Source organism: Hydrocarboniphaga effusa AP103, assembly GCF_000271305.1.
Taxonomy (GTDB): domain Bacteria; phylum Pseudomonadota; class Gammaproteobacteria; order Nevskiales; family Nevskiaceae; genus Hydrocarboniphaga; species Hydrocarboniphaga effusa.
Map to the genome: position 1 here is coordinate 415,570 of NZ_AKGD01000002.1, position 21,799 is coordinate 437,368.

Consider the following 21,799-nt stretch of genomic DNA (forward strand, 5'->3'; position numbering starts at 1 on the left):
AAGGCCAGTGCCAGGCATGAGGAAACGGCGGCGGTGCGACACAGTCGCAAAAAAGCGGATGGCATCGAGGGAGCTCTCTTTTGTTTTGGGAACGTCGCCGGAGAAACCGGTGATGAGGCCAAGACTAGAAGAGCGTCGATTCAACAAGGGTTACGCGTATGCAACCTGCGGTAACGTTGTTAAAGCGCCGAGTGACGGGCCGTATCAATGTGACGTCGTCGTCGAAGAGGCGTGCACGCCGCAAGGCTTGCGGGCCGTAACGACTTTGATACGAAGCCCCGCATGGCAGCCTGCTTGCGCTGCGCGGGCTCGAGGCTGGTGACGTGCGAATCAGCTGATGCGAGGCACGACGAGGTCGACTTCCAGGCCACCGTTCGGATGATTGCGCAAATGCAGCTCGCCCCCCATCGATTCGACGAGGTCCTTGGTGATCGCGAGCCCCAGGCCGGTGCCGCCACTGTCGCGATTGCGGCTGCTCTCGACACGGAAGAACGGCTCGGTGACGCGCTTGAGCAGCGCATCCGGAATGCCCGGGCCGTGATCGCGTACGCGCAGCGTGAGCGCGTCGGTGCCGTCGATTACTGTGAGTTCGGCGCTGCCTGCATAGCGCACCGCGTTCTCGAGCACGTTGGCAAGCGCGCGTTCGAGTTGTCCGGGGCGGCAGCGCAGTGCGCGTGCGCGCCCTTCGATCGAGACGTCGGCGCCAGTGTCCTGCAGGCGCTCGACGACGAGCGCCGCGAGCGCGTTGACGTCGACGTCCTGCGACGGCTCGCCACTGTGCGTTCCGCGCATGAAGGTCAGCGCTTCTTCGACGCGCTTCTGCAGCGTGCCGACATCTTCGGCGATCGGGCCTTGCAGATCGTCGGGCAGCAGGGCCACGCGCAATTGCAGGCGCGTGATCGGCGTCTTGAGATCGTGCGACATCGCGAGCAGCGCGTCGGCGCGGCCGTGCAGAAAGCGCAGCAGGCGATCTTGCATGCGGTTGAACGCTGCAGCGGCGCGGCGGATTTCGGGCGAGCCGCTTTCGGCGAGCGGCTCGCTCTCGACATTGCGGCCGAGTTGCTCGGCTGCGCTCGACAATCGCGCGAGCGGACGCATGAGCCACCAGGCGGCCGCCCAGACGATCAGCGCGGTCACGAAGAAGATGGCGATGATGTACTGCCACGGCGGTATCCAGCGCTGCGGCCCGAAGGTGAGGCGGCCGTCTCCCGTGCGTTCGGCGCGCGCGCGTCTCCAGCCCGCGCCCTCGCTCTCGCCGCCGTTGTTGAGATCGGGGCGCAGCATCTCCGGACGCGGACCCAGAAACTCGTCCTCGAACGGTCGCGAATAGTCGAAACCCGGCTCGGGCATGAAGCGCGGCGGCGGACGCTGCGGCCCGAAATCGAGCCCCGAACGCAGTACCGAAACGGGCAGGGCATCGCGCAGGATCATCATCGTGATCATCTGGCCGACGACGATCACCGGCGAGATCAGCAACGCGACGCGCAAGGACAGCGGTACGCGCTGGTACAGCTTGCGCGGTAGCTGCAGCAGCGAGTGCAGAAGCTTCATGCGCCGATGCTGACCTCGGCCGTGAGCACGTAGCCGCGGTTGCGCACGGTCTTGATCAGGCGCGGTTCGCGACCGTCGTCGGCCAGGCGGGCGCGCAGGCGCGAGATGGCGATGTCGATGCGGCGCTCGAACGGATCGGCCGGACGGCCGACCGTGGCTTCCATGATGCGATCGCGGCTGAGCACCTGGTTGGCGTTCTGCAGCAGCAGTTCGAGCAGGCGGAACTCGAGGCTCGACAGCGGCACGATCGCGCCTTGCGGGTTGTGCAACTCACGCCGCACCGCGTCGAAGCTCCAGCCGTCGAATCGCCAGCCGCGTGGACGCGAGCCGGAGGCGCCGTTGGGGGCGGCCGGCGCGGCCGCGCCGCTGCTGGCCCGGCGCAGCACCGTACGGATACGGGCGACGAGCTCGCGCGGGTCGAACGGCTTGGGCACGTAATCGTCGGCCCCGACTTCGAGCCCGACGACGCGGTCGATCGATTCGCCGCGCGCGGTCAGCATGATCACCGGCGTGGTGCAGCGCGAGCGCAGTTCGCGGCAGATGGTCAGCCCATCGTCCCCGGGCAGCATGAGATCGAGCACGATGAGATCGGCTGGCGCCTGGGCGAGGGCGAGGTTGAGCTCGCGGCCATCGGCGACGAGGCGGGTGGAAAAGCCGTACTGATCGAGCACCTGGCCCAGCAGTTCGCGGATCTGGCGATCGTCGTCGACGACGATGATGGAAGGGCGCACGGTGGTCATGAACTAAGCATAGGCCGAGGACTGAGTCCCCGTTCGACCACGTTACCTTCGGTCGGTTGCCGAAAACTTTGGTTACATTCGCCCGATCCGGTACGCGTTGCGTGGTCGCGATGCCCTCATCCGACTGACCCGGCCGTCATCTGGTACTGCTGGCGCGCGCGCTCGAGCAGTCGCCGGTTGTCGTGCTGCCAGGGATGGAAGCCGGGCTTAAACCAGGCCAGCCAGCCCGGCAGAATCCGCAGGAACGGCCCCGGATTGACGAACATGAAACGCAGCAGGCGCAGCCATCCGCCCCAGTTGCGGCCCTGGCCGTCGGCCTTCACGAGCGTGATCAGGTATCGCCAGCTGTACCAGGTGAAGAAGAACGAGGTATCGAGCATCGCCAGGCAGCGGCGCAGCGTGGGCCGCCAGCCGCGGCCGAGCACCGCCTGGTAGACGTCGAAGGCCACGGCCTTGTGCTCGGTTTCTTCCATCGCATGCCAGCGCCAGAGCCGGCGCATCTGCGGATGAGCTTCGGCCAGTACCTCGTCGTGGCGCAGCAACTGGTCGGCGAGCAGGGCGGTGAAGTGTTCCAGGCACAGCGTGATCGCGAGCCGGTGCTCGGGCTTGGTGATGCGGCGGATGAAATCGAGCCGGGCGAGCACCAGGGCTTCGAGGCGGCCGGCCGGAACGCCCTGGGTCTCGAGCCACTCGTTGTAGCGATGGTGCTCGCGCGAGTGGATCGCCTCCTGGCTGATGAAGCCGCGCACTTCCCCGGCGAGTTCGCTCTGCGGCGGAAGCTGCTCGCGAAAGTGGCGCACGCTTTCGATGAAGAAGCGCTCGCCATCCGGGAAGAACAGCGAGAGCGCATCGAACAGCCGCGTGCGATGGCCATCACCGCCATGCCAGTGGCGAGGCACGGCGTCGAAATCGATGCGCAGGTCTCGGCGGACGATCTCGGGTGCGCTGAAGGCGTTCATTGCAGGCTCCGGCTGAAAGCTCGGCCGAGTGTGCGCCCGAGGACCTGGCGGGGGAGTTGCCGCGGCGACTTTCAGGTGGGTCGCGAGGATCAAACCCGGAGCGGTAATCGGTATGGAAGCGCCAACAAAAAGGCCGGAGCTTGTGGCTCCGGCCTTTCATGTGGCGCGCCGGCGTCGACTCGCGACGCTGGCATCCCCCGCTATGCGGGTCCTGCACGCGGCTCGCGCCGCTAGTTCCGCTTCATCGAATCGAAGAAGGCCTCGTTGGTCTTGCTCTGCTTCATGCGGTCGATGAGCAGCTCCATCGCCGCGAGCTCGTCCATCGAATGCAGCAGCTTGCGCAGGATCCAGACCTTGTTGAGATCGCGATCGTTCATCATGAGCTCTTCCTTGCGGGTGCCCGAGCGGTTGATGTTGATCGCCGGGAACACGCGCTTCTCGGCGATGCGGCGCTCGAGATGCAGCTCCATGTTGCCGGTACCCTTGAACTCTTCGTAGATGACTTCGTCCATCTTGGAGCCGGTCTCGACCAGCGCCGTGGCGATGATCGTCAGCGAGCCGCCTTCCTCGATGTTGCGCGCCGCACCGAAGAAGCGCTTGGGCTTCTGCAGCGCATTGGCGTCGACACCGCCCGACAGCACCTTGCCCGAGCTCGGCGCGACCGTGTTGTAGGCGCGGGCCAGACGCGTCAGCGAGTCGAGCAGGATCACCACGTCGCGCTTGTGCTCGACGAGGCGCTTGGCCTTCTCGATGACCATTTCGGCCACCTGCACATGACGCGAGGCAGGCTCGTCGAACGTGGAGGCCACCACTTCGCCGCGCACCGTGCGCTGCATGTCGGTGACTTCTTCCGGACGCTCGTCGATCAGCAGGACGATCAGATACACGTCCGGATAATTGGCGGCGAGCGACTGCGCGATGTTCTGCATCATGATCGTCTTGCCGGCCTTGGGCGGCGCGACGAGCAGGCCACGCTGGCCCTTGCCGAACGGGGCGACGATATCGATGACGCGAGCGGTGATGTCTTCGGTGGTGCCGTTGCCGCGTTCCATCTTGAACTGCTTGTCCGCGAACAGCGGGGTCAGGTTTTCGAAGCTGACCTTGCGCTTGGAGACTTCCGGCGGCTCGAAGTTGATGGTGTCGACTTTGAGCAGCGCGAAGTAGCGCTCGTTGTCCTTGGGGCTGCGAACGCGGCCGGCGATCGAATCGCCCGTGCGCAGGTTGAAGCGGCGAATCTGCGAGGGCGACAGATAGACGTCGTCCGGGCCGGCCAGATAGCTGGAGTCCGGACCGCGCAGGAAGCCGTAGCCGTCCTGCATGATCTCGAGCACGCCGTCGGCCATGATGTGGTCGCCACGCTTGGCGGCATTGCGCAGGATGGCGAACACCAGATCCTGCTTGCGCGTGCGGGCGATGTTCTCGAGCCCGAGCGACTCGGCGAGTTCGAGCAACTCGGCCGCGGTCTTCTTCTTGAGTTCGGGAATGTAGACGAGCTTGGGCGGCTCGGCCGGTTGCTGCGGCTGTTGGGGCTGCTGGTGCCGTTGCTGATTGTTCTGGTTGTTGCGATCGCCGTTTCGATCGTGACCGCGGTCGCCGCGATCACCACGCTCGTTGTTGCGATCCTGCCGATGGTTCTGATGGCGGCCGCCACCGTTACCGTGCTGATGCCCCTGACCGTTGTAGTTGCCGGGCTGCGGAGCCGAGGCTTCGGCAGGGTCTTCGCCCGAATCGTCACCCGACTGGGACAGATCGACGATCAACGGCTCGGCGGACGTGTCCTGGTCGGCGCGTTCCTGACGCTCCTGCCGTTCCTGCGGCTGACGTTCGTATCGAGGCCGCGACTCCTGTTCACGAGTCGGCTGCTCATCGCCAACCGGAGCGCTGGGCTGCGCTTCCGGCTGGATCGTCACCACCACCGGCGGCTGGGAGTCGTCGTCGCCCGAGACTCGCGGCGATTGACCCTGTTGCTCGTCCAGCACGACATCCAGCGGCAAGCCCTCTTGGTTTTCGGGAGGGTTTGCGGGTTGGGCAGCCTTCGAGCTGCGGCGGCGGTGCTTCATCATGCGATAGGTTTTAGGCGACGTTTAAATGTGGAGTGACGAAGGCGGCGAGCTGGGCCTTGTGCACGGCGCCGACCTGAGTGGCTTCGGCCTTGCCGTCCTTGAACAGGATCAGCGTCGGAATGCCGCGAATGCCGAACTTGGGCGGCGTGGCCGGGTTTTCGTCGACATTGAGCTTGACTACCTTGAGCTTGCCCGCGTTTTCGGCCGCGACCTGCTCCAGGATCGGCGCGATCATGCGGCAGGGGCCGCACCACTCCGCCCAGAAATCGACCAGCACGGGAACGCTGGACTGGAGCACGTCCTTGTCGAAGGAGGCGTCGGTGACGGGGGAGATGTGTTCGCTCATGGCAATAACCTCGTGACGGAAGCTGCGTTCCGGATGCGTTGCGGGAATCAACACAGTGGGGTCGATCACGCATCGATCAAGCGGGTCGCCGTGCAGGCGCCGCGCAGGAACAGACGACGATTGTTATGATTCGAAAAGACAGGGGAAGCAACGCGACCGGAACTGTGCAAGCCAAGGCCTTGATGGCCGGTGAACACAGCGCGGGGATGCGTTATTTGATCCCATTCCCGGCGGCCTTGCAAGTCTGAGACGAGGGCGCCCAACCGGCACGATGCGGCGCCTCGCCGCACCGGTCGCCGACTACGAAAAAGCGCCAGCCCATAATGCAGCCCAATCATCTGTCCGATACCAGTTTCGCTTCGTTGAATCTCCATCCGCTGCTGCTGTCGAGCCTAGCCAAGCTCGGCTTCGACTACTGCACGCCGATCCAGGCGCAGACCTTGCCGCTGGCCTTGGCCGGCGCCGACATCGCGGGCCAGGCGCAGACCGGCACCGGCAAGTCGGCCGCCTTCCTGCTCGCGACGATGCAGCGCCTGCTGACGCAGCCGCGTGTCGGGCCCGAGGGGCAACCGCGTGCCTTCATCCTCGCGCCGACGCGTGAGCTCGCGGTGCAGATCCATACCGACGCAGTGGGCCTGGGGGCCGACACCGGGCTCAAGCTCGCGGTCTGCTACGGCGGCACCGGCTATGAGTCGCAGCGCCAGGCGATCGCCGATGGCGTGGACATCCTGATCGGCACGCCGGGCCGCCTGATCGACTACTACAAGCAGGACGTCTACACGCTCAAGTACATTGAAGTGGTGGTGCTCGACGAGGCGGACCGCATGTTCGATCTCGGCTTCATCGCCGACATCCGCTACCTGTTCCGTCGCATGCCGGCCCCGGCGCAGCGCAAGAACTATCTGTTCTCGGCGACGCTGAGCCACCGCGTGCTCGAACTCGCCTACGAGCACATGAACACGCCGACCAAGGTCGAGGTCGAGCCCGAGCAAGTCACCGCCGAGCGCGTGCGTCAGGTGCTCATGCACGTGGCCAACGACGACAAGCTGCCGCTGCTCGTCGGCCTGCTGCGCCATCACGCGCCGGTGCGCAGCCTGGTGTTCGTCAACACCAAGCGCGGAGCCGAAGAGGTGGAGAACACGCTCAAGGCCAACGGTTTCGAGGCCAGCACGCTGTCGGGCGACGTGCCGCAGAACAAGCGCCTTCGGCTGCTCGAGGAGTTCAAGGAAGGCAAGCTGCCGATTCTGGTCGCCACCGACGTGGCCGCGCGCGGCCTGCACATTCCCGCGGTCACTCACGTCATCAACTACGACCTGCCGCAGGACGCCGAAGACTACGTGCACCGCATCGGCCGCACCGCGCGCGCCGGCCAGAGCGGCGATGCGATCTCGCTCTGCTGCGAGACCTATGTCTATTCGCTGCCCGAGATCGAGAAATACATCGGCAACCGCATTCCGGTCGAACAGCCGCCGGAAGAATGGATGCCGAAGGATTTCGTGCGCGTGAAGCGCAGTTCCTCGTCCTACGGCGGCGGGCGGCGACCCGGGAGTGGCGGCCCACGCCGTTCCGGCGGCGGTGGCCGTCGTCGCTGATCGATTGCGGCGGTGAACTCGTTGCAGTTTCTTCGCCCGGACTGGAGCGCGCCGCCGCGCGTGCGCGCGGCCAGCACGCTGCGCACCGGCGGCGTCAGCGCTGAAGCCTATGCGAGCCTGAACCTGGCCCAGCACGTCGGTGACGATGCGGCCACCGTCGCGGCGAACCGGGCCCTGCTGCGAAAAGCCCTGAACCTGCCAGGCGAGCCGGCCTGGCTCGACCAGGTGCACGGCACGCTGGCCTTGCCTGCGGAAGCGGTCTCGCCGGGCTGCAAGGCCGATGCGTCGTGGACCGACCAGGCCGGTTCGGTCTGCGTGGTCATGACCGCCGATTGCCTGCCCGTGCTGTTCTGCGATGACGATGGCCAATGCGTGGCGGCCGCGCATGCGGGCTGGCGCGGCCTTGCCGATGGCGTGCTGCAGTCGACCGTCGCGCAACTACCGGCTGCGCCGCGAAAGCTCATGGCCTGGCTCGGTCCCGCGATCGGACCGGGCGCTTTCGAAGTGGGCCCCGAAGTGCGGGCGCGTTTTCTCGATCGGGATGCGGCGCTCGATTCGGCCTTCGCGCGCTCGGCTCGCGCGGGTCACTATCTGGCCGATCTGTATGCGCTGGCCCGCGCCATCCTGCATCGCGCGGGCGTGGCGCGCGTGAGCGGCGGTGATCGCTGCACGTACTCGGAAGCCGATCACTTCTTCTCGTTTCGTCGCCAGGCCCGTTGTGGCCGCATGGCCAGCCTGATCTGGTTGCAGGACTGATCGGACTCGGCGGCGCAACGCTGCCGCGACGCCGGTGATCGTGGAAACGCATTGTCGCGTCTCTGTGGCAATCGGCCCTGTGCCCGAATAGTCTTATGCTCGCCGCTCACCGCCGGCCCGACCTTCGCTTCGGGCCGTCAGAATCCTAATTAAGCTCCGTCCAGGAGCTGTGCCTGAGAGGGGATGTTGATGAGTCCGAGGCTCAAGGCGTTGGCCGCGTCGGCCGCGTTGTCGCTGGGGCTGCACAGTGGGCTGTTGCAGGCGCAGGACGATTCCGGCGGCGCTGCCGCCGATGGCGGCGCCTCCTCCGGTGAGGAGGCAGCGCCGTCCGCCGCTCCGGTCAAGCCGCGGCCCTCCGAGCTGCTCGTGCGCGCTCCACAGCGTGCTGCACTCGACATCGTCAATACCGGCAAGCATCTGGTCGCCGTCGGCGAGCGCGGGCACATCCTGGTCTCCAATAACGGTGTCGACTGGGCTCAGGTGGCGGTGCCGGTTCGCGCGACGCTCAATGCGTTGACCTTCGTCGACGAACAGAACGGCTGGGCGGTCGGGCACGACGCCACGATTCTGCGCACGACTGACGGCGGAAAGACCTGGCATCTGCAGAACTTCGAGCCCGAGAAGGAGCAAGCCTTCCTCGACGTGCTGTTCGTCGATGCGCAGACCGGCTACGCGGTCGGCGCCTTCGGCCTGTTCTACGGCACCACCGACGGCGGGGATAACTGGGCCGAGATCGAGGCGCCGACGGTTCGTGAAGAGGAACTCTACTTTCATAGCATCACCAAGCTCGGTGACGGCAGCCTGCTCGTCGCCGGCGAAACCGGCATGCTCGGTGTTTCGACACCCGATCGCGCGAGCTTCAAGCGCCTGACCTCGCCGTACGAAGGCACTTTCTTCGGCTCGCTTCCCTATAAGGAAAAGGGCGCGATCGTGTTCGGCCTGCGCGGGAACGTCTACGTGTCGGACGACGTCAAGCTCGGCAACTGGCAGAAGCTCGAAACCAACACCATCGCCTCGTTCTTCGGTGGCAGCCTGCTCGCCGATGGCCGCGCCTTGCTGGTCGGCTCTTCGGGGGCGGCGTACGTGATCGACCCGGCGGCGAAGACGGCCGAAGCGATCGCGACCGGGCTGTCGTTCTCGCTGACCAGTGGCCTGCAGTTCAAGAATGGCGTGCTCGTCTCGGGCGAGCGCGGCCCGCATCTGATCGCCAGCCAGCTCAACTAAAGAACCCGAACCCACATGAGCGACAACTCCAAACTGAGCGTGAGCGACAAGGTTCTTCGTGCGATCGAGCCGCTGATCTACGCCAAGCGTGCGCTGTCGATGGGCATCCTGCTCGTGCTGACGGCCTTGTTCGCCTGGCAGATGACGATGATCCGCAGCGATGCCGGCTTCGACAAGTCGATTCCGCTCGAACACCCGTACATGCAGGTACTCAAGCAGTATCAGGCCGACTTCGGCGGTGCGAACACGGTGCTGATCGCGCTGATCCAGAAGGACGGCGACATCTACAACGAGAAGTTCCTGACGCGCCTGAAGAGCGTTACCGACGACGTGTTCTTTTTGAAGGGCGTCGATCGCTCGCGCGTGTCGTCGATCTTCACGCCCGACGTGCGCTTCATCGAGGTCGTCGAAGGGGGATTCAAGGGCGGCAACGTGATTCCAGCCGAGTATCAGCCGAACCAGGAAATGTTCGACCTGATTCGCGGCAACGTCGCCAAGGGCGGACACATCGGCCGCTACGTCTCGAACGATCAGCGCGGCGCAATGATCTTCGCCGAACTGCTCGAAGTCGATCCGGTCACCGGCGAGAAGCTCGACTACGGACAGATGGCGAAAAAGCTCGAAGAGATTCGCCAGAAGTACGAGGACGACGACATCAAGGTGCATGTCGTCGGCTTCGCCAAGGTGGTCGGCGACGTCATCGAGGCCACCGAAGAAGTGGTGATCTTCTTCATCATCACGCTGGTGATGACCTTCGTCCTGCTGTGGCTCTATCTGGGCAGCTTCAAGCTCGCGCTGCTGCCGCTGGTGTGTTCGATCACCGCGGTGATCTGGGAATTCGGCCTGCTGCGCCTGTTCGGCTACGGGCTCGATCCGTTCGCGATTTTGGTGCCCTTCCTGATTCTCGCGGTGTCTGTTTCGCATGGCGTGCAATACGTCAACGCCTGGGTCGGTGAGATCGCCGAGAATGGTCGCAATGCCTTCGATGCTTCGCTGTTCACCTGGCGCCGCCTGGCGATCTACGGCACTTTCGCGATTCTGACCGACGTCGCCGGCTTTGCGACGATTTACCTGATCCCGATCGACATCATTCGCGAGATGGCGATCAACGCCTGCTTCGGCATGGCCGCGATCATCATCACCAACAAGGTGATGATGCCGATCTGGCTCACCTGGGTCAGCGTCGGTGATCCGAAGGCCTTCGCGGCCAAGCAGGAGAAGCGCGACTCGATCTTCGATGGTCTGTGGCGCCTGCTGTCGAACATGGTCAAGCCGGTGCCAGCGGTGACCGCGATCCTGATCTCGGCGGTGCTGTTCGGCTGGGCGCTGTGGGAAGGCAAGGGCCTGCAGATCGGCGACAGCCAGACCGGCGTACCCGAGCTGCTGCCGGATTCGCGCTTCAACCAGGACTTCCGTGCGGTCAACGAGAACTTCGCCATCGGCGTCGACATCCTCAAGATCATTGCCGAGACCGATCCGGAAGCCTGCGTGAAGTTCGACGTGATGGATCAGATCGATCGCTTCGCCTGGCGCCTCGACAACCTGCCGGGCGTGCAGTCGACGCTGTCGCTGCCGCAGGCCGCCAAGCTGGTGAACTCCGCGTTCTCCGAAGCCAACCCCAAATATCTGGTGCTGCCGCGCAATCAATACGTGATGGCGCAGGCGATCACGCCGATTCCGACCTCGACTGGCCTGCTGAGTCCGAACTGTTCGGCGATGGCGGTGTTCACCTTCATGCGCGATCACAAGGCGACGACGGTGAATCGCGTCGTCGACGAGGTGAAGGCCTTCAACAAGGAAAACGCGGCCGATTTCTTCGACACCAACAAGGATGTCGACCACAAGTATTGCGATGCCAAGCTCGAAGCGCGTCGCGATGTCGGCGTCGCGCGGACCGATCTGCAGAAAACCACCGAGCGCATCAAGGCGCGCAGCCTCGGTATCTCGGACGACGATCTGGCCAAGAACGATGCGATCGTGAAAGCTACGACCAAGGTCTCGGATGCGCAAGCCAAGCTCGACGGCATGGACAAGGCCTGTCCGGTCAACTTCGCGCTCGCCACCGGCAACGTCGGCGTGATGGCGGCGACCAACGAGGAAGTGCATCGCCTCGAAAAGCTCACGCTGCTTTACGTCTACATCGCGATCGTCGCCTGCGTGTACCTGTCGTTCTTCGAGTGGAAGAGCCTGGCGTCGATCCTGCTGCCGTTGTCGCTGGTGTCGTGGATGGCCTACGCGGTGATGTCGCTCGCCGGCATCGGCATGAAGGTGGCGACCTTGCCGATCGTCTCGCTCGCGGTCGGCATCGGCGTGGACTACGGCATTTACGTCTACGCGACGCTCAAGGACGCGGTGGCCGGCGGCTACAAGCTGCAGGAGGCCTACTACAAGACGCTCAAGATGACCGGCAAGGCGGTGATCTTCACGGGCATCACGCTGGGCCTCGGCGTGGCGACCTGGCTGTGGTCGGGCCTGCAGTTCCAGCGCGACATGGGCCTGCTGCTGGTCTTCATGTTCACCGCGAACATGTTCGGCGCGATTCTGGTGCTGCCGGCGATCGCCTCGTTCCTGCTCAAGGAGCGTGAACTGGCGCCGGGCGAGAAGCCGACGCTGGTTTCGAAGCACTAGCGCTGCGTGGAAGCTCCCCCGCGTCAGCGGGGGGGCTTGATCCTTGCGTCGCGAGTCAGCGCCGGGCCGCGCTGCGGGCCGTTGCGGAACGGCCCCGCGCCACCGATCGAAAATGGGCTTCGGACCCGGCCGCCTCAGTCGCGGCCGCCCGGCGCGCGATGCCCGGCGCAGGGCAGGTGCGTGAGTTCGCCCGTATTAAGGTTCAGCGCCGTCAGCTGACCGCCCCAGACGCAGCCGGTGTCGAGACCGTAGACCTGGTGCTCGGGCCATTCGACGCGGCCGAGCGCCGACCAGTGGCCGAAGACGATCGGCGTTCCGGCGGTTCGGCGGCCGGGCGCTTCGAACCAGGGCAGGGCGCCGGCCGATTGCGAGCCCGGCGGTCCCTTGTCGCGCAGGCGCAACTGGCCGTGCGGCGTGCAGTAACGCAGGCGCGTGAGGCAGTTGATGACGAAGCGCGTGCGCTCGGCCCCGCGCAAATCCTCGCTCCAGCGATCGGGCCGGTCACCGTACATCTGTTCGAAGAAAGCCTTGCCGCGCGATTCGCGCAGTACCTGGGCGGCTTCGTGCGCGAGCGCGAGCGTCTGCTCGGCCGTCCACTGAGGCGGCACGCCCGCATGCAACAGCAGCGTGCCGCTGTCCGGATCGCGCCAGGCCAGCGGGCGCTCGGCAAGCCAGTCGAGCAAGGCGTCGGCGTCGGGCGCGTCGAGGATCTCGTCGAGCGTGTCGCCGGGCTTGAGCCGGCTGCGATCCTGCGCCGCGGCCAGCAGATGCAGATCGTGATTGCCGAGCACGGAAATGCAGGCTGTTCCGAGCGAACGGACCGTGCGCAGGGTATCGAGCGAGGCGGGACCGCGGTTGACGAGGTCGCCCACGAGCAGCAGCCGGTCCCGCGTTTCATCGAAGTGGATCAGGGACAGCAGCTCAAGGAAATCGTCGTTGCAGCCTTGCAGGTCGCCGATGGCGAAAGTCGACATGAACCGTCTGTCCGGTGGAGTAGATAACAGGCATTACATCGAGCCCGACGAGCGGTACAAAATGACGCGCTCGGCAGCTTTGATTCTGAACGGACCCGCCAGCATAGTAACTCCACTGACGCTGGGGTCAGGGAACACAAGGAATCGACCATGAAGCACTATCTGAAAGCTGTCTCTCGCGCCAAGCAGGAAGGCGCCACTGCCATCGAATACGCGCTGATCGCCGGCATCGTCGTGCTGGTGATCGCCGTTGCTTTGAGCCTACTCGCTACCGATCTTAGCTCCGTGTTCAACAACGTGGGCGACACGGTTACCGGTGGTGGCAACTAGTAGAGATGTGGGCGGGCCGGCTGTGACATCGTCGCAGCTATAGCTTCCAGACTGCGTGGGGATTCCTGATGGACGTGTTTCGAAAGGATTGCGCAGTTAGGGAGGTTCGCCCCCATAAGCAAAGCGGTGCCGCAGCGATGGAGTTCGCTCTGGTGCTGCCTCTGCTGTTCGCGCTTAGTTATGCGATCTTGGTCTACTCGTACACTTTCATCGTGTACGAGTCGATCAACTACGCCGCACAGCAGGGCGCCGAGTCCGCAGTCTCGGTCGATCCGAGCCTGGCGGACAGCGGCGGCGGTACCAGCAGCTATTTCGGGAACGTCACGACCATCGTTCGAAACACCGTTGCCGGCGCCCTGGGTTGGATGCCGGAACAGCAGCGCGCAATGTCGATCGGAGCCAACGGTTCGAGCGTCCAGGTCAATTTCTGCAATCAAGGCGGTGGTGGAGCAGTTGGCTGTCCCTTGCAGGACACCGGTGGCCGAGCCCTCGTGGTCCGCATCAATTTTCCAATCACTTCCATTTTTCCGGTCCTGACTCTGCCTGGAGTCGGTACCATTCCGCCGCTGCCCGCTACCATTTCCGGTACCGGCGTGACGGTGCTGCCAGGCACCGGCACTTAATAAAAGCCAGGGGTTGGCGATCAAGGTCGTTCAGACGATCTCAACAGGGGTATGGTGATGAGCAGTTCTGCCGCCAAGGTAGTCGCGATCATTGCAGTCATTCTGACGGCCGCGCTGGCCTTTGCCGGTTACCGGCTGAGCCGCGAATACGCTCAGACCAACCAGCCGGCGACCGCCAAGGCGGTGCCGGGCGCCGCCGGGACGACGGCCCAGCCGGCGATTCCGAAGACGCTCGCGGTGGCCGCGCTGAAGCCGCTCGCCGCGTACCAGCCGATCACCAAGGAAGACGTCACCCTGGTCGAATTCGCGGTGGCGCCGACCGATTACTACGCCAACGTCAACGACGTGATCGGCAAGCAGCCGATCATTGACATCGACGGCGGGGCTCCGCTGACCAAGCGCTACTTCGGCCAGGGCAACATCCTGGCCCGCGCGATTCCGCCCGGACATCAGGCGATCTCGGTCGAAGTCAACGACGTCGTCGCAGTGGGCGGCTTCATCCGTCCGGGTGATACCGTCGACGTGCTGCTCTACCTGCGCAACGGCCAGGACGTGGAGCCGCAATCCCGCGTGCTGCTGCGCAATGTGCGCGTGCTGGCCTACGACGACGCCCTGGTCGAGCGCCCCGAAGGCCTCAACGAGGACGAGAAGAAGGGCACGAGTTCGGCGAACTCGCGCAACAATTCGAGCGCCGCACGCCGCACCCGCACCGCTGTGCTTGCGGTGCCGGAGCTCGAGACCACCCGCCTGATGCTCGGCGCGAGCCAGGGCGAGCTGCGTCTGGCCCTGTACGGCCAGCGTCCGCCCGGAACCGAGGACGTCGCCGCGCCCGAGACGGTGGTCGCCGGTGGCCTGCCGGCCAACGACAAGACGCTCGCGACGATCGAATCGAACAAGGTGCCGGACAAGGCGCTCTCGCTCGAGCAGCTCGCCCGCATCAAGCCGCCGCCGTCCAAGCGCAGCAGCGCTCCGGTGCAGGTGCCGGTGTACCGCGCGGACAAGGTCGAAACGGTGTCGGTCCGCCCGTAAACGCGGACGCAGCGGGAACGCAATAGGGATGCATCATCAGGCGCCTGCGATGCGGGCGCGGAACGGACCAGGGCAGCCGGGCCGTTGCAATCGGACAAGGTGGGGACAACGGTGAATGCTCGAATGAAGCTTGGCTACGGATGGGCTCGGTTCGCACGCGGTGCGGCGCTCGGTTCGATGCTCGGTGCGGTGCTCGTACTCGGCACGCAGGGGGCTCAGGCGGCCGATATTCCGCTGCAGCGCGTGGTGCAGGTCGAGGCCGGCACCCACACGCTGGTGCGCGAGAGCGCGGTCATCAAGCGCGTCGCCGTCGGTGACCCGGCGATTGCCGACGTCAACGTGATCAATGGGCGCGAAGTGCTCGTCAGCGGCAAGAAGCTCGGCATCACCAGCCTGATGGTCTGGACCGGGCCGAACCCGATCGAGTACCGCATCCGGGTCGGCGCGATCAAGGATCCGGTGCAGCCGGCGACCACCGATCCGGAGCTGCGCGAGGCCGTGGTCGAGAAGGGCTACAGCCTGCAGGGCAAGCTGCCGAATCTGACCGCCCATCGCCGCGCCCAGATCGCGGCCGCCAACGGCAAGGACCAGGCGCCCGACACCAGCGTGGTCGATCTCGATACGCAGGTGCTCACGCAGATCAAGATCGCCGAGGTCAACCGCACGGTGGCCCAGCGCTATGGCTTCAACTTCTTCAAGAACGTCGGCAACACCACGGGTGGCATCGCCGGCCCGGGCGGCCTGACCGGCGTCCAGGGCGGTAGTGTGTCGGGAGGCGGCGGCTTCAATTCACCAAGCCCGGCGCCTTATCAGCTCAACAGCGGCTCCGGCTTCGTCCCGCTGCAGGACGCCTTCAGCCTCGTCTTCGGCAGCGCCGCCGACGGCCTGCTCGGCGTGCTGAGCGTGCTCGAAGGCAAGGGCATGGCGCGCGTGCTCGCCGAGCCGAGCCTGACCGCGATGAGCGGCCAGACCGCGAGCTTCCTGGCCGGCGGCGAATTTCCCATCCCGGTCGCCCAGGGCGGCGGCAACACGAGCGGGGCGATCACGATCACCTACAAGGAGTTCGGCGTGCGCGTGAACCTCACGCCGACCGTGCTCTCGCGCGACCGCATCGCGCTCAAGGTGGCGCCCGAGGTCAGCGATCTCGATTTCACCGCGGCGATCCAGCTCAATGGCGTGGCGGTTCCGGCGCTCTCGGTGCGCCGCACCGACACCACGGTCGAACTCGGTGACGGCGAGAGCTTCGTGATCTCGGGCCTGGTCAGCAGCAACCTCGTGCAGAACGTCGACAAGGTGCCGTGGCTCGGAGACGTGCCGATCCTGGGCGCCTTCTTCAAGAGCGCCTCGACCGATCGCACCAATCGCGAACTCGTGATGATCGTGACCCCGCATCTGGTGCGCCCGCTCGCGCGCGCGGCCAAGTTGCCGTCGCTGCCGGGTCAGGCCTACGACAGCACGACGCCGGACTATGGGCGCCTCGTATTCGAAGAGAAGGGCGATTTCAAGCCTGCGGACTACGGCTTCGGTCGCTAAGCTGACTCACCGCTCATATTCACGGACGAGAAGTGAAGACACAGGCTCTAGTCGTTGCCGATGACCCGGTCTACGCCAACTGGCTGCAGACCGCCGTTTCGGCCGCTGATTTTTCGCTGGTGCGCTCAACCGATCCCGAAGACCTGCTGAGCCGGCTCGAATTCGCCGGCCGGCCCGAAATGCTGTTCATCGAGTTTCATCCGGACAACGCCGATGCGCGTGCGGCGATGGTCGAGGCGGTGTCCGAGCGCATGCCCGAGATCAGCATCGTCGGGCTCGGCGTCGACAACAACCCGGCGCTGGTGCTCGCGGCGATGCGCGCGGGCGCGCGTGATTTCTTCGTGCTGCGTCGCGACGAGGCCAACATCGCGGCGCTGATCGGCAAGATCCTGCGCCGCACGAGCGCCCCGGCTCCGGCCGCGCGTGGCAAGCAGGGCGTGCTCGCCACGGTGCTGTCGGCGCATCCCTACGACGGCATCGCGTTTCTCGCCGAACATCTCGCGTACGCCTGCCAGGAGCGGCTGCGGCTCAAGGAGCGCGTGCTGCTGCTCGATCTCGCGACACCCGCGGGCGCCTCGTCGGTGTTCCTCAATCTCTCGCCCACCTACGGCATTCTCGATGCGCTCAACGACGTGCATCGCTGCGATGCGACGCTCGTCGAAACCGCGTTTCCGAAGCACGACAGCGGCCTGTACATCCTGAGCCTGCCCGAAGAGTTCATCGGCCGTCCGCAGATCGACACCGACGCCGCGCTGCGCCTGGTCGGCGTGCTGCGCGGCCTGTTCGCCTGCGTGGTGCTTTCGGTCGACGGCTTCGCGCCGCTCGGCCTGCTGCGCGGGCTGCTCGCGCAATCCGAGCGCAGCCTGCTCGTCACCGACCAGTCGATCCTCAAATCGCGCCACAACAAGTATCTGCTGCGCGCGCTGCGGTCGGAGGACGCGCCGCTCGACAATCTCGGGCTGGTGATCGACAACTACCGCAGCCGGCTGGGCCTGGAGCCCGAAAGCCTCGCCGAACTGCTCGCGGTTCCGCTGCAGGCGACGCTGAGCGCGAACGCGTCGGCGCGCATCCAGGCGATGAACGCGGGCGAGTCGCTGTTCAAGATCGCGCCCAAGGACAGCTACGTGACCGAGATGCGCCGGATCGCGGCGACGCTGGTCGCCGGCGCACCGGTCGCGCCTGCGGACGAGCCCGCCAACAAGGGCCTGCTCGGTCGCCTGTTCCGCTGAGTGCCGACATGAGCGCGCCCGCGAACGATCCGATGGCGAGGTTCCGGCTCACGGACCAATACCAGCAGCTCAAGAGCGCGCTGCATCGTCATCTGATCAGCCTGATCGAAGAGCGCAATCTCGACATCGACCAGTGGGAGCCGATACGCGTCGAACGCTTCGTCAACGAACAGGTGCGCCTGTACGTGATGCAGCAGCGCTTGCCGGTGAACCAGCGCGAGAGCGATGCGCTGGCCCAGGATGCGCGCGACGAGCTCATGGGCTTCGGACCGATCCAGTCGTTGGTCGACGACGACACCGTCAACGACATCGTCGTCAACGGCCCGAACAAGGTCTTCGTCGAACGCGAGGGCCGCCTGTCGGTGGCGCCGGTGCGCTTCGTCAACGACGGCCACGTCATTCGCGTGATCCAGCGCATCCTCGCGCCGATCGGTCGCCGCGTCGACGAGTCGACGCCGATGGTCGATGCGCGCCTGGCCGATGGTTCGCGCGTCAACGCCATCGTGCCGCCGATCGCGCTCGACGGGCCGTGCCTGTCGATCCGCAAGTTCCGCAAGCAGGCGTTGTCGGCCGACAACCTCATCGAGCGCGGCAGCATCACCGCGGTCGAGGTCGAATACCTCCGGCAGCGCGTGCACAACCGCACGAACCTCATCGTCATCGGCGGCACCGGCTCGGGCAAGACCACGTTCCTGAATCTGCTGTCGCAGTGGATTCCGGCCGGCGAACGCATCATCACCGTCGAAGACGCGGCCGAGCTGCGGCTGCATCACGAGCATGTCGTGCGGCTCGAAACGCGTCCGCCGAATCTCGAGGGCCAGCGCGCGGTCACCGCGCGCGACCTGGTCCGCAATGCGCTGCGCATGCGCCCCGATCGCATCATCGTCGGCGAGGTTCGCGGCGACGAAGTGCTCGACATGCTGCAGGCGATGAACACCGGCCACGACGGCTCGATGACCACGCTGCACGCCAACGCACCCAAGGACGCGCTGCACCGCCTTGAGCTGCTTGCCGGGTTCGCCGGCTACTCGGGCAGCGAGAACACGTTCAAGGGCCAGGTGATGTCGGCGATCCAGTTGCTGGTCCACGTGAGCCGCCTGCCGACCGGCGAGCGCCGCGTGATGTCGATCACCGAGCTCACCGGCGCGAGCGCCGATGAGCTGAGCTTTCGCGATCTGTTCCGTTACGACCTCGATGCCGGCCGGCATCTCGATTTGCGGAGGGGCGCTGCATGACGTGGATTCTGGTCCTGCTGTCGCTTTGCACCGCGGGCATTGCGATCGGCCTGTTTTTCTATGCGAACCGCCAGGAGCGCGCCGAGGACGTGCAGATGCGCCTGCGCGCCGGCGACGAGGCGATCGCCGTCGCCGCGCAGGCCGAGCGCAAGAAGATCGACAATGCGATCGTGCGTTGGGGCTGCCACCTGCTGTGGCGCTCGGGTTTCGACGTCCGGCCGTCGTCGGTCGTGCTGATGATGGTCATCGCGATCGCGCTGATGCCGCTCGCGATCCTCGCCGCGGACTGGATCGGCGGACTGCTCATCATCTTCGGCGTCGCGATGATCGTGAGTGTGGTGCTCAGCACGCTCGCGGCGCGCCGCCGAGCCAAGATCGTCTCGCAGCTGCCGGCTTATCTCGAAGCGGTGATCCGCGTGCTCGCGGCGGGCAACACGCTCGAAGAAGCGCTGGGCTCCGCCGCCAAGGAAGCGATCGAGCCTTCGCGCTCGGTGTTCCTGTCGGTGAGCCGGCAGGTGCGTCTCGGTGCACCGGTCGACGTCGTGCTGGCCGAGGCCGCCGACATTCACCAGATCAAGGATCTGCGCGTGATCGCGCTCGCCGCCAACATCAATCGTCGCTACGGCGGCACCTTGCGCAACGTGTTCCGCAGCCTGATCCAGGCCATTCGCATGCGCGAGTCCGCGGCGCGCGAGCTGCGTGCGCTGACGGCGGAGACGCGCTTCTCGGCGCTGGTGCTTGCCGCGATTCCGATGGGGCTGTCGGTGTTCCTGTTCTGGCGCAACCGGGGTTTCTACGCCGACATGCTGGCGACCACGAGCGGTACCTACACGCTGATTTTCGCCGCCGCCCTGCAGGTGGCCGGCGTACTGGTGATCTGGCGAATGATGAAGTCCACGCAGGAGAACGGCTGATGAGTCCGGCGATTTTCGCGGGCGTGGTCGCGGCGGCCATCATGATGGGCGGCTTGTGCATCATCGCGCTGATCTGGTGGGCTTTGGCCGCCAGCCAGAACCGCCACTTGCAGCGTCGCCTGCAGCCGGGCAGCGAAACGCCGAACGATTTCGGCGACAGCACCACCAACCCCTTGCTGCAGGGCATCGCACACCAAGGCAAGGCGATAGAACGCGCGCTCGACAACGATGGCGTGTCGAGCGACAAGCTGATGATCCGCGCCGGCTGGCGCAGCGCGAGCAGCCGGCTGATCTTCTACACGCTGTGGTTTCTGTCGCCCCTGCTGTTCGTCGGGGGCTTCTTCCTGCTGATTCCATTGTTGCCGGTCAAGCTCAAGGCTACGCTGATGCTCGTGTTGCTCGGGGCGATGGCGCTGATCATCGGCCTGCTGCTGCCCTCAATCGTTCGTACGCGCATCGCGGAGGCGCGGCAGAAGCGCATGAGCGCCGAAGTGCCGCTGTTCATCCACGTGCTCGTGCTGCTGTTCGAATCGGGCCTGTCGACGCGTCAGGCTTTCGCGAGCATGGTGCGCGAGGGGCGCGGCGTGCTCAACGAGCTCGGCAAGGAAATCGAACTCGTGCTGCGCCAGGTCGAAGCGGGCGCCGAAATCTCCGACGTGCTCACGCGCACGGCTGATGCGCTCGACGTTCCGGATCTGACCACGGTGCTGTCTTTGCTGCGGCAGGTCGAACGCTACGGCGGTGAGGTGAAGGAACCGCTGCTCGATACCTTGCAGGTCATCGAAGATCGCCGCGAAATGGAGCTGCGCGAAAAGGTCAACCTGATCTCCGGCAAGATGACCGTGGTCATGGTGCTGTTCTTCTTCCCGGCGCTGCTGATCTTCGTCGCGGGACCGGCCTATGTCTCGCTGATGGGCGCACTCGGCGGAGCCGTGGCCAAATGAGATCGGCGCTCATGTGCTGCTGCCTGGCGCTCGCGATGACGCTGAGCGCCTGCGCCGCAGGCGGCACGCGCCAAGTCGAGCGTCGCATCGACAGCGGCCAGGACCTGCCTACTCCCGATCCGACGCGCGATCGCCAGGTTCATCTCGACCTGATCCAGCGCATGCTCGATCAGGACCAGAACTACGCCGCGCTCGCGCACATCGAAACCCTGCAGCGCCAGGGCAACGATAACCAGCTTCGCCTGCTCGAAGCCGATACGCGGCGCAAGCTCGGCCAGTATCCGCAGGCCCAGCAGCTGTATACGGCGTTGCTCAACACGGCTTATTCGGCGCAGGCTTATCACGGTCTCGGCCTGATCGCGGCACGCAGCAATCCGACGGTTTCGCTCGAGTACCTGCAGCGCGCGGTGCGGCTCATGCCGACCAACGTCGAGATGCGCAACGACCTCGGCTACGCGCTGATGCTCGCGCGCCGCTATCCGGATGCCCTGCCGCAGCTCGCGACCGCGGTCGAGCTCGAACCCGGCAACGACAAGAGCCGCAACAATCTGCTCATCCTGATGATGCTCATGCGCGACGAGGCCTCGGTGCAGCGCATCGTGCGCGAGTCGCGCATCGATGCGACAACGCTGGCCGATCTGCGCAAGCGCGCGAGCAGCCTGGCCGCCACATCGGCGCCCAGGCCCGCCGTTCAGCCGCCGCAGGCCGCCGCTGCGAAGAAGGCTTCGTAAGTCTGACGCGGATCGCGGTACAAGCCATCGATACCCATGTCGATACAAAAACTCGTGGTACGAACTGACAAGCCGAGCTGGAGAAGCATGATGCACAAGAACTTGATCGCAATTCTGGCTCTGGCCTCGGTCGCCTCGGGCACTGCGTTCGCGCAGGACGACGCGAGCGCGCCCGCGTTCGGTGGCGATACGCGCGCCCTGGTCGACCTGCAGATCAGCAACAACGCTGCGCTCGGTGCCCCGCGCCCGATGCCCGGCGAAGTCGCCGACCGGGTCTACTCGCGCTACGTGAAGAGCTTCTCGCACCCGATTCCGGAGCGCTTCGATCGCGAGAAGTTCTCGAACAGCGGCGGCAGCAGCGGTGCTGGCGGGCAGTAGTCCCCAGGCGTAGACCGGGC

General features: G+C 65.5%; 20 protein-coding genes. 14 read left to right on the forward strand and 6 right to left on the reverse strand.

Annotated features, from left to right (window positions below; genetic code table 11):
- Positions 1 to 330 precede the first annotated feature (330 nt).
- The 5 genes from WQQ_RS13280 to trxA form a co-directional block, all read right to left on the reverse strand.
- A complete protein-coding gene (locus WQQ_RS13280; protein WP_007185717.1) occupies positions 331 to 1,551 on the reverse strand; it encodes an ATP-binding protein in 1,221 nt (406 codons plus the stop codon).
- Positions 1,548 to 2,291, reverse strand: coding sequence for a response regulator (locus tag WQQ_RS13285; RefSeq protein ID WP_007185718.1), 744 nt, complete (start codon positions 2,289 to 2,291; stop codon positions 1,548 to 1,550). Before WQQ_RS13285 ends, WQQ_RS13280 begins: the two co-directional genes overlap by 4 nt.
- A 116-nt stretch (positions 2,292 to 2,407) precedes the next feature.
- A complete protein-coding gene (locus WQQ_RS13290; RefSeq protein ID WP_007185719.1) occupies positions 2,408 to 3,250 on the reverse strand; it encodes a metal-dependent hydrolase in 843 nt (280 codons plus the stop codon).
- Between the two features lie 230 nt (positions 3,251 to 3,480).
- Positions 3,481 to 5,010, reverse strand: coding sequence for a transcription termination factor Rho (gene rho, locus WQQ_RS13295; protein ID WP_416187324.1), 1,530 nt, complete (start codon positions 5,008 to 5,010; stop codon positions 3,481 to 3,483).
- A gap of 313 nt (positions 5,011 to 5,323) precedes the next feature.
- Positions 5,324 to 5,659, reverse strand: coding sequence for a thioredoxin TrxA (trxA, locus tag WQQ_RS13300; RefSeq protein WP_007185722.1), 336 nt, complete (start codon positions 5,657 to 5,659; stop codon positions 5,324 to 5,326).
- 323 nt (positions 5,660 to 5,982) lie between these two features.
- Here trxA and WQQ_RS13305 point away from each other — a divergent pair, with 323 nt between their 5' ends.
- The 4 genes from WQQ_RS13305 to WQQ_RS13320 all read left to right on the forward strand — a co-directional run bounded on the left by WQQ_RS13305 (position 5,983) and on the right by WQQ_RS13320 (position 11,859).
- The gene (locus WQQ_RS13305) at positions 5,983 to 7,251 is read left to right on the forward strand and encodes a DEAD/DEAH box helicase (RefSeq protein ID WP_007185724.1); all 1,269 of its coding nucleotides are present in this window, start codon (positions 5,983 to 5,985) and stop codon (positions 7,249 to 7,251) included.
- A gap of 12 nt (positions 7,252 to 7,263) precedes the next feature.
- Complete coding sequence (gene pgeF, locus WQQ_RS13310) at positions 7,264 to 8,007, forward strand: peptidoglycan editing factor PgeF (RefSeq protein WP_007185725.1); 744 nt, start codon at positions 7,264 to 7,266, stop codon at positions 8,005 to 8,007.
- A 189-nt stretch (positions 8,008 to 8,196) separates the two neighbouring features.
- Positions 8,197 to 9,231 (forward strand): YCF48-related protein, encoded by a 1,035-nt coding sequence (locus tag WQQ_RS13315; RefSeq protein WP_157534686.1) that lies wholly within the window; start codon positions 8,197 to 8,199, stop codon positions 9,229 to 9,231.
- Positions 9,232 to 9,246: 15 nt separating this feature from the next.
- Positions 9,247 to 11,859, forward strand: coding sequence for an efflux RND transporter permease subunit (locus tag WQQ_RS13320; protein WP_007185727.1), 2,613 nt, complete (start codon positions 9,247 to 9,249; stop codon positions 11,857 to 11,859).
- Positions 11,860 to 11,993: 134 nt separating this feature from the next.
- Here WQQ_RS13320 and WQQ_RS13325 read toward each other — a convergent pair whose 3' ends face one another.
- Complete coding sequence (locus WQQ_RS13325; protein WP_007185728.1) at positions 11,994 to 12,833, reverse strand: symmetrical bis(5'-nucleosyl)-tetraphosphatase; 840 nt, start codon at positions 12,831 to 12,833, stop codon at positions 11,994 to 11,996.
- A 150-nt stretch (positions 12,834 to 12,983) separates the two neighbouring features.
- On the opposite strand from WQQ_RS13325, the gene WQQ_RS13330 reads away from it, so the two are divergent.
- The 10 genes from WQQ_RS13330 (at position 12,984) to WQQ_RS13375 (ending at position 21,779) form a co-directional block, all read left to right on the forward strand.
- Entirely contained in the window at positions 12,984 to 13,163 is a 180-nt protein-coding gene (locus WQQ_RS13330; protein WP_007185729.1) for a Flp family type IVb pilin, read from the forward strand.
- A 137-nt stretch (positions 13,164 to 13,300) separates the two neighbouring features.
- Complete coding sequence (locus tag WQQ_RS23090) at positions 13,301 to 13,786, forward strand: TadE family protein (protein WP_050997689.1); 486 nt, start codon at positions 13,301 to 13,303, stop codon at positions 13,784 to 13,786.
- 57 nt (positions 13,787 to 13,843) lie between these two features.
- On the forward strand, positions 13,844 to 14,815 hold the full coding sequence (gene cpaB, locus WQQ_RS13340) for a Flp pilus assembly protein CpaB (protein WP_157534687.1): 972 nt from the start codon (positions 13,844 to 13,846) through the stop codon (positions 14,813 to 14,815).
- A 123-nt stretch (positions 14,816 to 14,938) separates the two neighbouring features.
- Positions 14,939 to 16,348: a type II and III secretion system protein family protein gene (locus tag WQQ_RS13345; protein WP_007185732.1), complete on the forward strand. Its 1,410-nt coding sequence runs from the start codon at positions 14,939 to 14,941 to the stop codon at positions 16,346 to 16,348.
- A 32-nt stretch (positions 16,349 to 16,380) separates the two neighbouring features.
- The gene (locus tag WQQ_RS13350) at positions 16,381 to 17,577 is read left to right on the forward strand and encodes a CpaE/TadZ family protein (RefSeq protein WP_007185733.1); all 1,197 of its coding nucleotides are present in this window, start codon (positions 16,381 to 16,383) and stop codon (positions 17,575 to 17,577) included.
- A gap of 8 nt (positions 17,578 to 17,585) precedes the next feature.
- A complete protein-coding gene (locus WQQ_RS13355) occupies positions 17,586 to 18,812 on the forward strand; it encodes a TadA family conjugal transfer-associated ATPase (protein WP_007185734.1) in 1,227 nt (408 codons plus the stop codon).
- Complete coding sequence (locus WQQ_RS13360; RefSeq protein WP_007185735.1) at positions 18,809 to 19,726, forward strand: type II secretion system F family protein; 918 nt, start codon at positions 18,809 to 18,811, stop codon at positions 19,724 to 19,726. Before WQQ_RS13355 ends, WQQ_RS13360 begins: the two co-directional genes overlap by 4 nt.
- Entirely contained in the window at positions 19,726 to 20,670 is a 945-nt protein-coding gene (locus WQQ_RS13365) for a type II secretion system F family protein (protein ID WP_007185736.1), read from the forward strand. Before WQQ_RS13360 ends, WQQ_RS13365 begins: the two co-directional genes overlap by 1 nt.
- On the forward strand, positions 20,667 to 21,401 hold the full coding sequence (locus tag WQQ_RS13370) for a tetratricopeptide repeat protein (protein WP_157534688.1): 735 nt from the start codon (positions 20,667 to 20,669) through the stop codon (positions 21,399 to 21,401). The genes WQQ_RS13365 and WQQ_RS13370 overlap by 4 nt, the downstream gene beginning before the upstream one ends.
- A 90-nt stretch (positions 21,402 to 21,491) precedes the next feature.
- Positions 21,492 to 21,779 carry a DUF3613 domain-containing protein gene (locus tag WQQ_RS13375; protein WP_202800664.1) on the forward strand — a complete coding sequence of 96 codons (288 nt, stop codon included), beginning with the start codon at positions 21,492 to 21,494 and terminating at the stop codon, positions 21,777 to 21,779.
- Positions 21,780 to 21,799: the final 20 nt, after the last annotated feature.

Excerpts from the sequence above, each read along its gene's own strand:
- WQQ_RS13280 (WP_007185717.1), bottom strand. The coding sequence starts at position 1,551 with ATGAAGCTTCTGCACTCGCTGCTGCAGCTACCGCGCAAGCTGTACCAG.
- WQQ_RS13285 (WP_007185718.1), bottom strand. The coding sequence starts at position 2,291 with ATGACCACCGTGCGCCCTTCCATCATCGTCGTCGACGACGATCGCCAG.
- WQQ_RS13290 (WP_007185719.1), bottom strand. The coding sequence starts at position 3,250 with ATGAACGCCTTCAGCGCACCCGAGATCGTCCGCCGAGACCTGCGCATC.
- trxA (WP_007185722.1), bottom strand. The coding sequence starts at position 5,659 with ATGAGCGAACACATCTCCCCCGTCACCGACGCCTCCTTCGACAAGGAC.
- WQQ_RS13305 (WP_007185724.1), top strand. The coding sequence starts at position 5,983 with ATGCAGCCCAATCATCTGTCCGATACCAGTTTCGCTTCGTTGAATCTC.
- WQQ_RS13315 (WP_157534686.1), top strand. The coding sequence starts at position 8,197 with ATGAGTCCGAGGCTCAAGGCGTTGGCCGCGTCGGCCGCGTTGTCGCTG.
- WQQ_RS13320 (WP_007185727.1), top strand. The coding sequence starts at position 9,247 with ATGAGCGACAACTCCAAACTGAGCGTGAGCGACAAGGTTCTTCGTGCG.
- WQQ_RS13325 (WP_007185728.1), bottom strand. The coding sequence starts at position 12,833 with ATGTCGACTTTCGCCATCGGCGACCTGCAAGGCTGCAACGACGATTTC.
- WQQ_RS13330 (WP_007185729.1), top strand. The coding sequence starts at position 12,984 with ATGAAGCACTATCTGAAAGCTGTCTCTCGCGCCAAGCAGGAAGGCGCC.
- WQQ_RS23090 (WP_050997689.1), top strand. The coding sequence starts at position 13,301 with ATGGAGTTCGCTCTGGTGCTGCCTCTGCTGTTCGCGCTTAGTTATGCG.
- cpaB (WP_157534687.1), top strand. The coding sequence starts at position 13,844 with ATGAGCAGTTCTGCCGCCAAGGTAGTCGCGATCATTGCAGTCATTCTG.
- WQQ_RS13345 (WP_007185732.1), top strand. The coding sequence starts at position 14,939 with ATGAAGCTTGGCTACGGATGGGCTCGGTTCGCACGCGGTGCGGCGCTC.
- WQQ_RS13355 (WP_007185734.1), top strand. The coding sequence starts at position 17,586 with ATGAGCGCGCCCGCGAACGATCCGATGGCGAGGTTCCGGCTCACGGAC.
- WQQ_RS13360 (WP_007185735.1), top strand. The coding sequence starts at position 18,809 with ATGACGTGGATTCTGGTCCTGCTGTCGCTTTGCACCGCGGGCATTGCG.
- WQQ_RS13365 (WP_007185736.1), top strand. The coding sequence starts at position 19,726 with ATGAGTCCGGCGATTTTCGCGGGCGTGGTCGCGGCGGCCATCATGATG.
- WQQ_RS13370 (WP_157534688.1), top strand. The coding sequence starts at position 20,667 with ATGAGATCGGCGCTCATGTGCTGCTGCCTGGCGCTCGCGATGACGCTG.
- WQQ_RS13375 (WP_202800664.1), top strand. The coding sequence starts at position 21,492 with ATGCACAAGAACTTGATCGCAATTCTGGCTCTGGCCTCGGTCGCCTCG.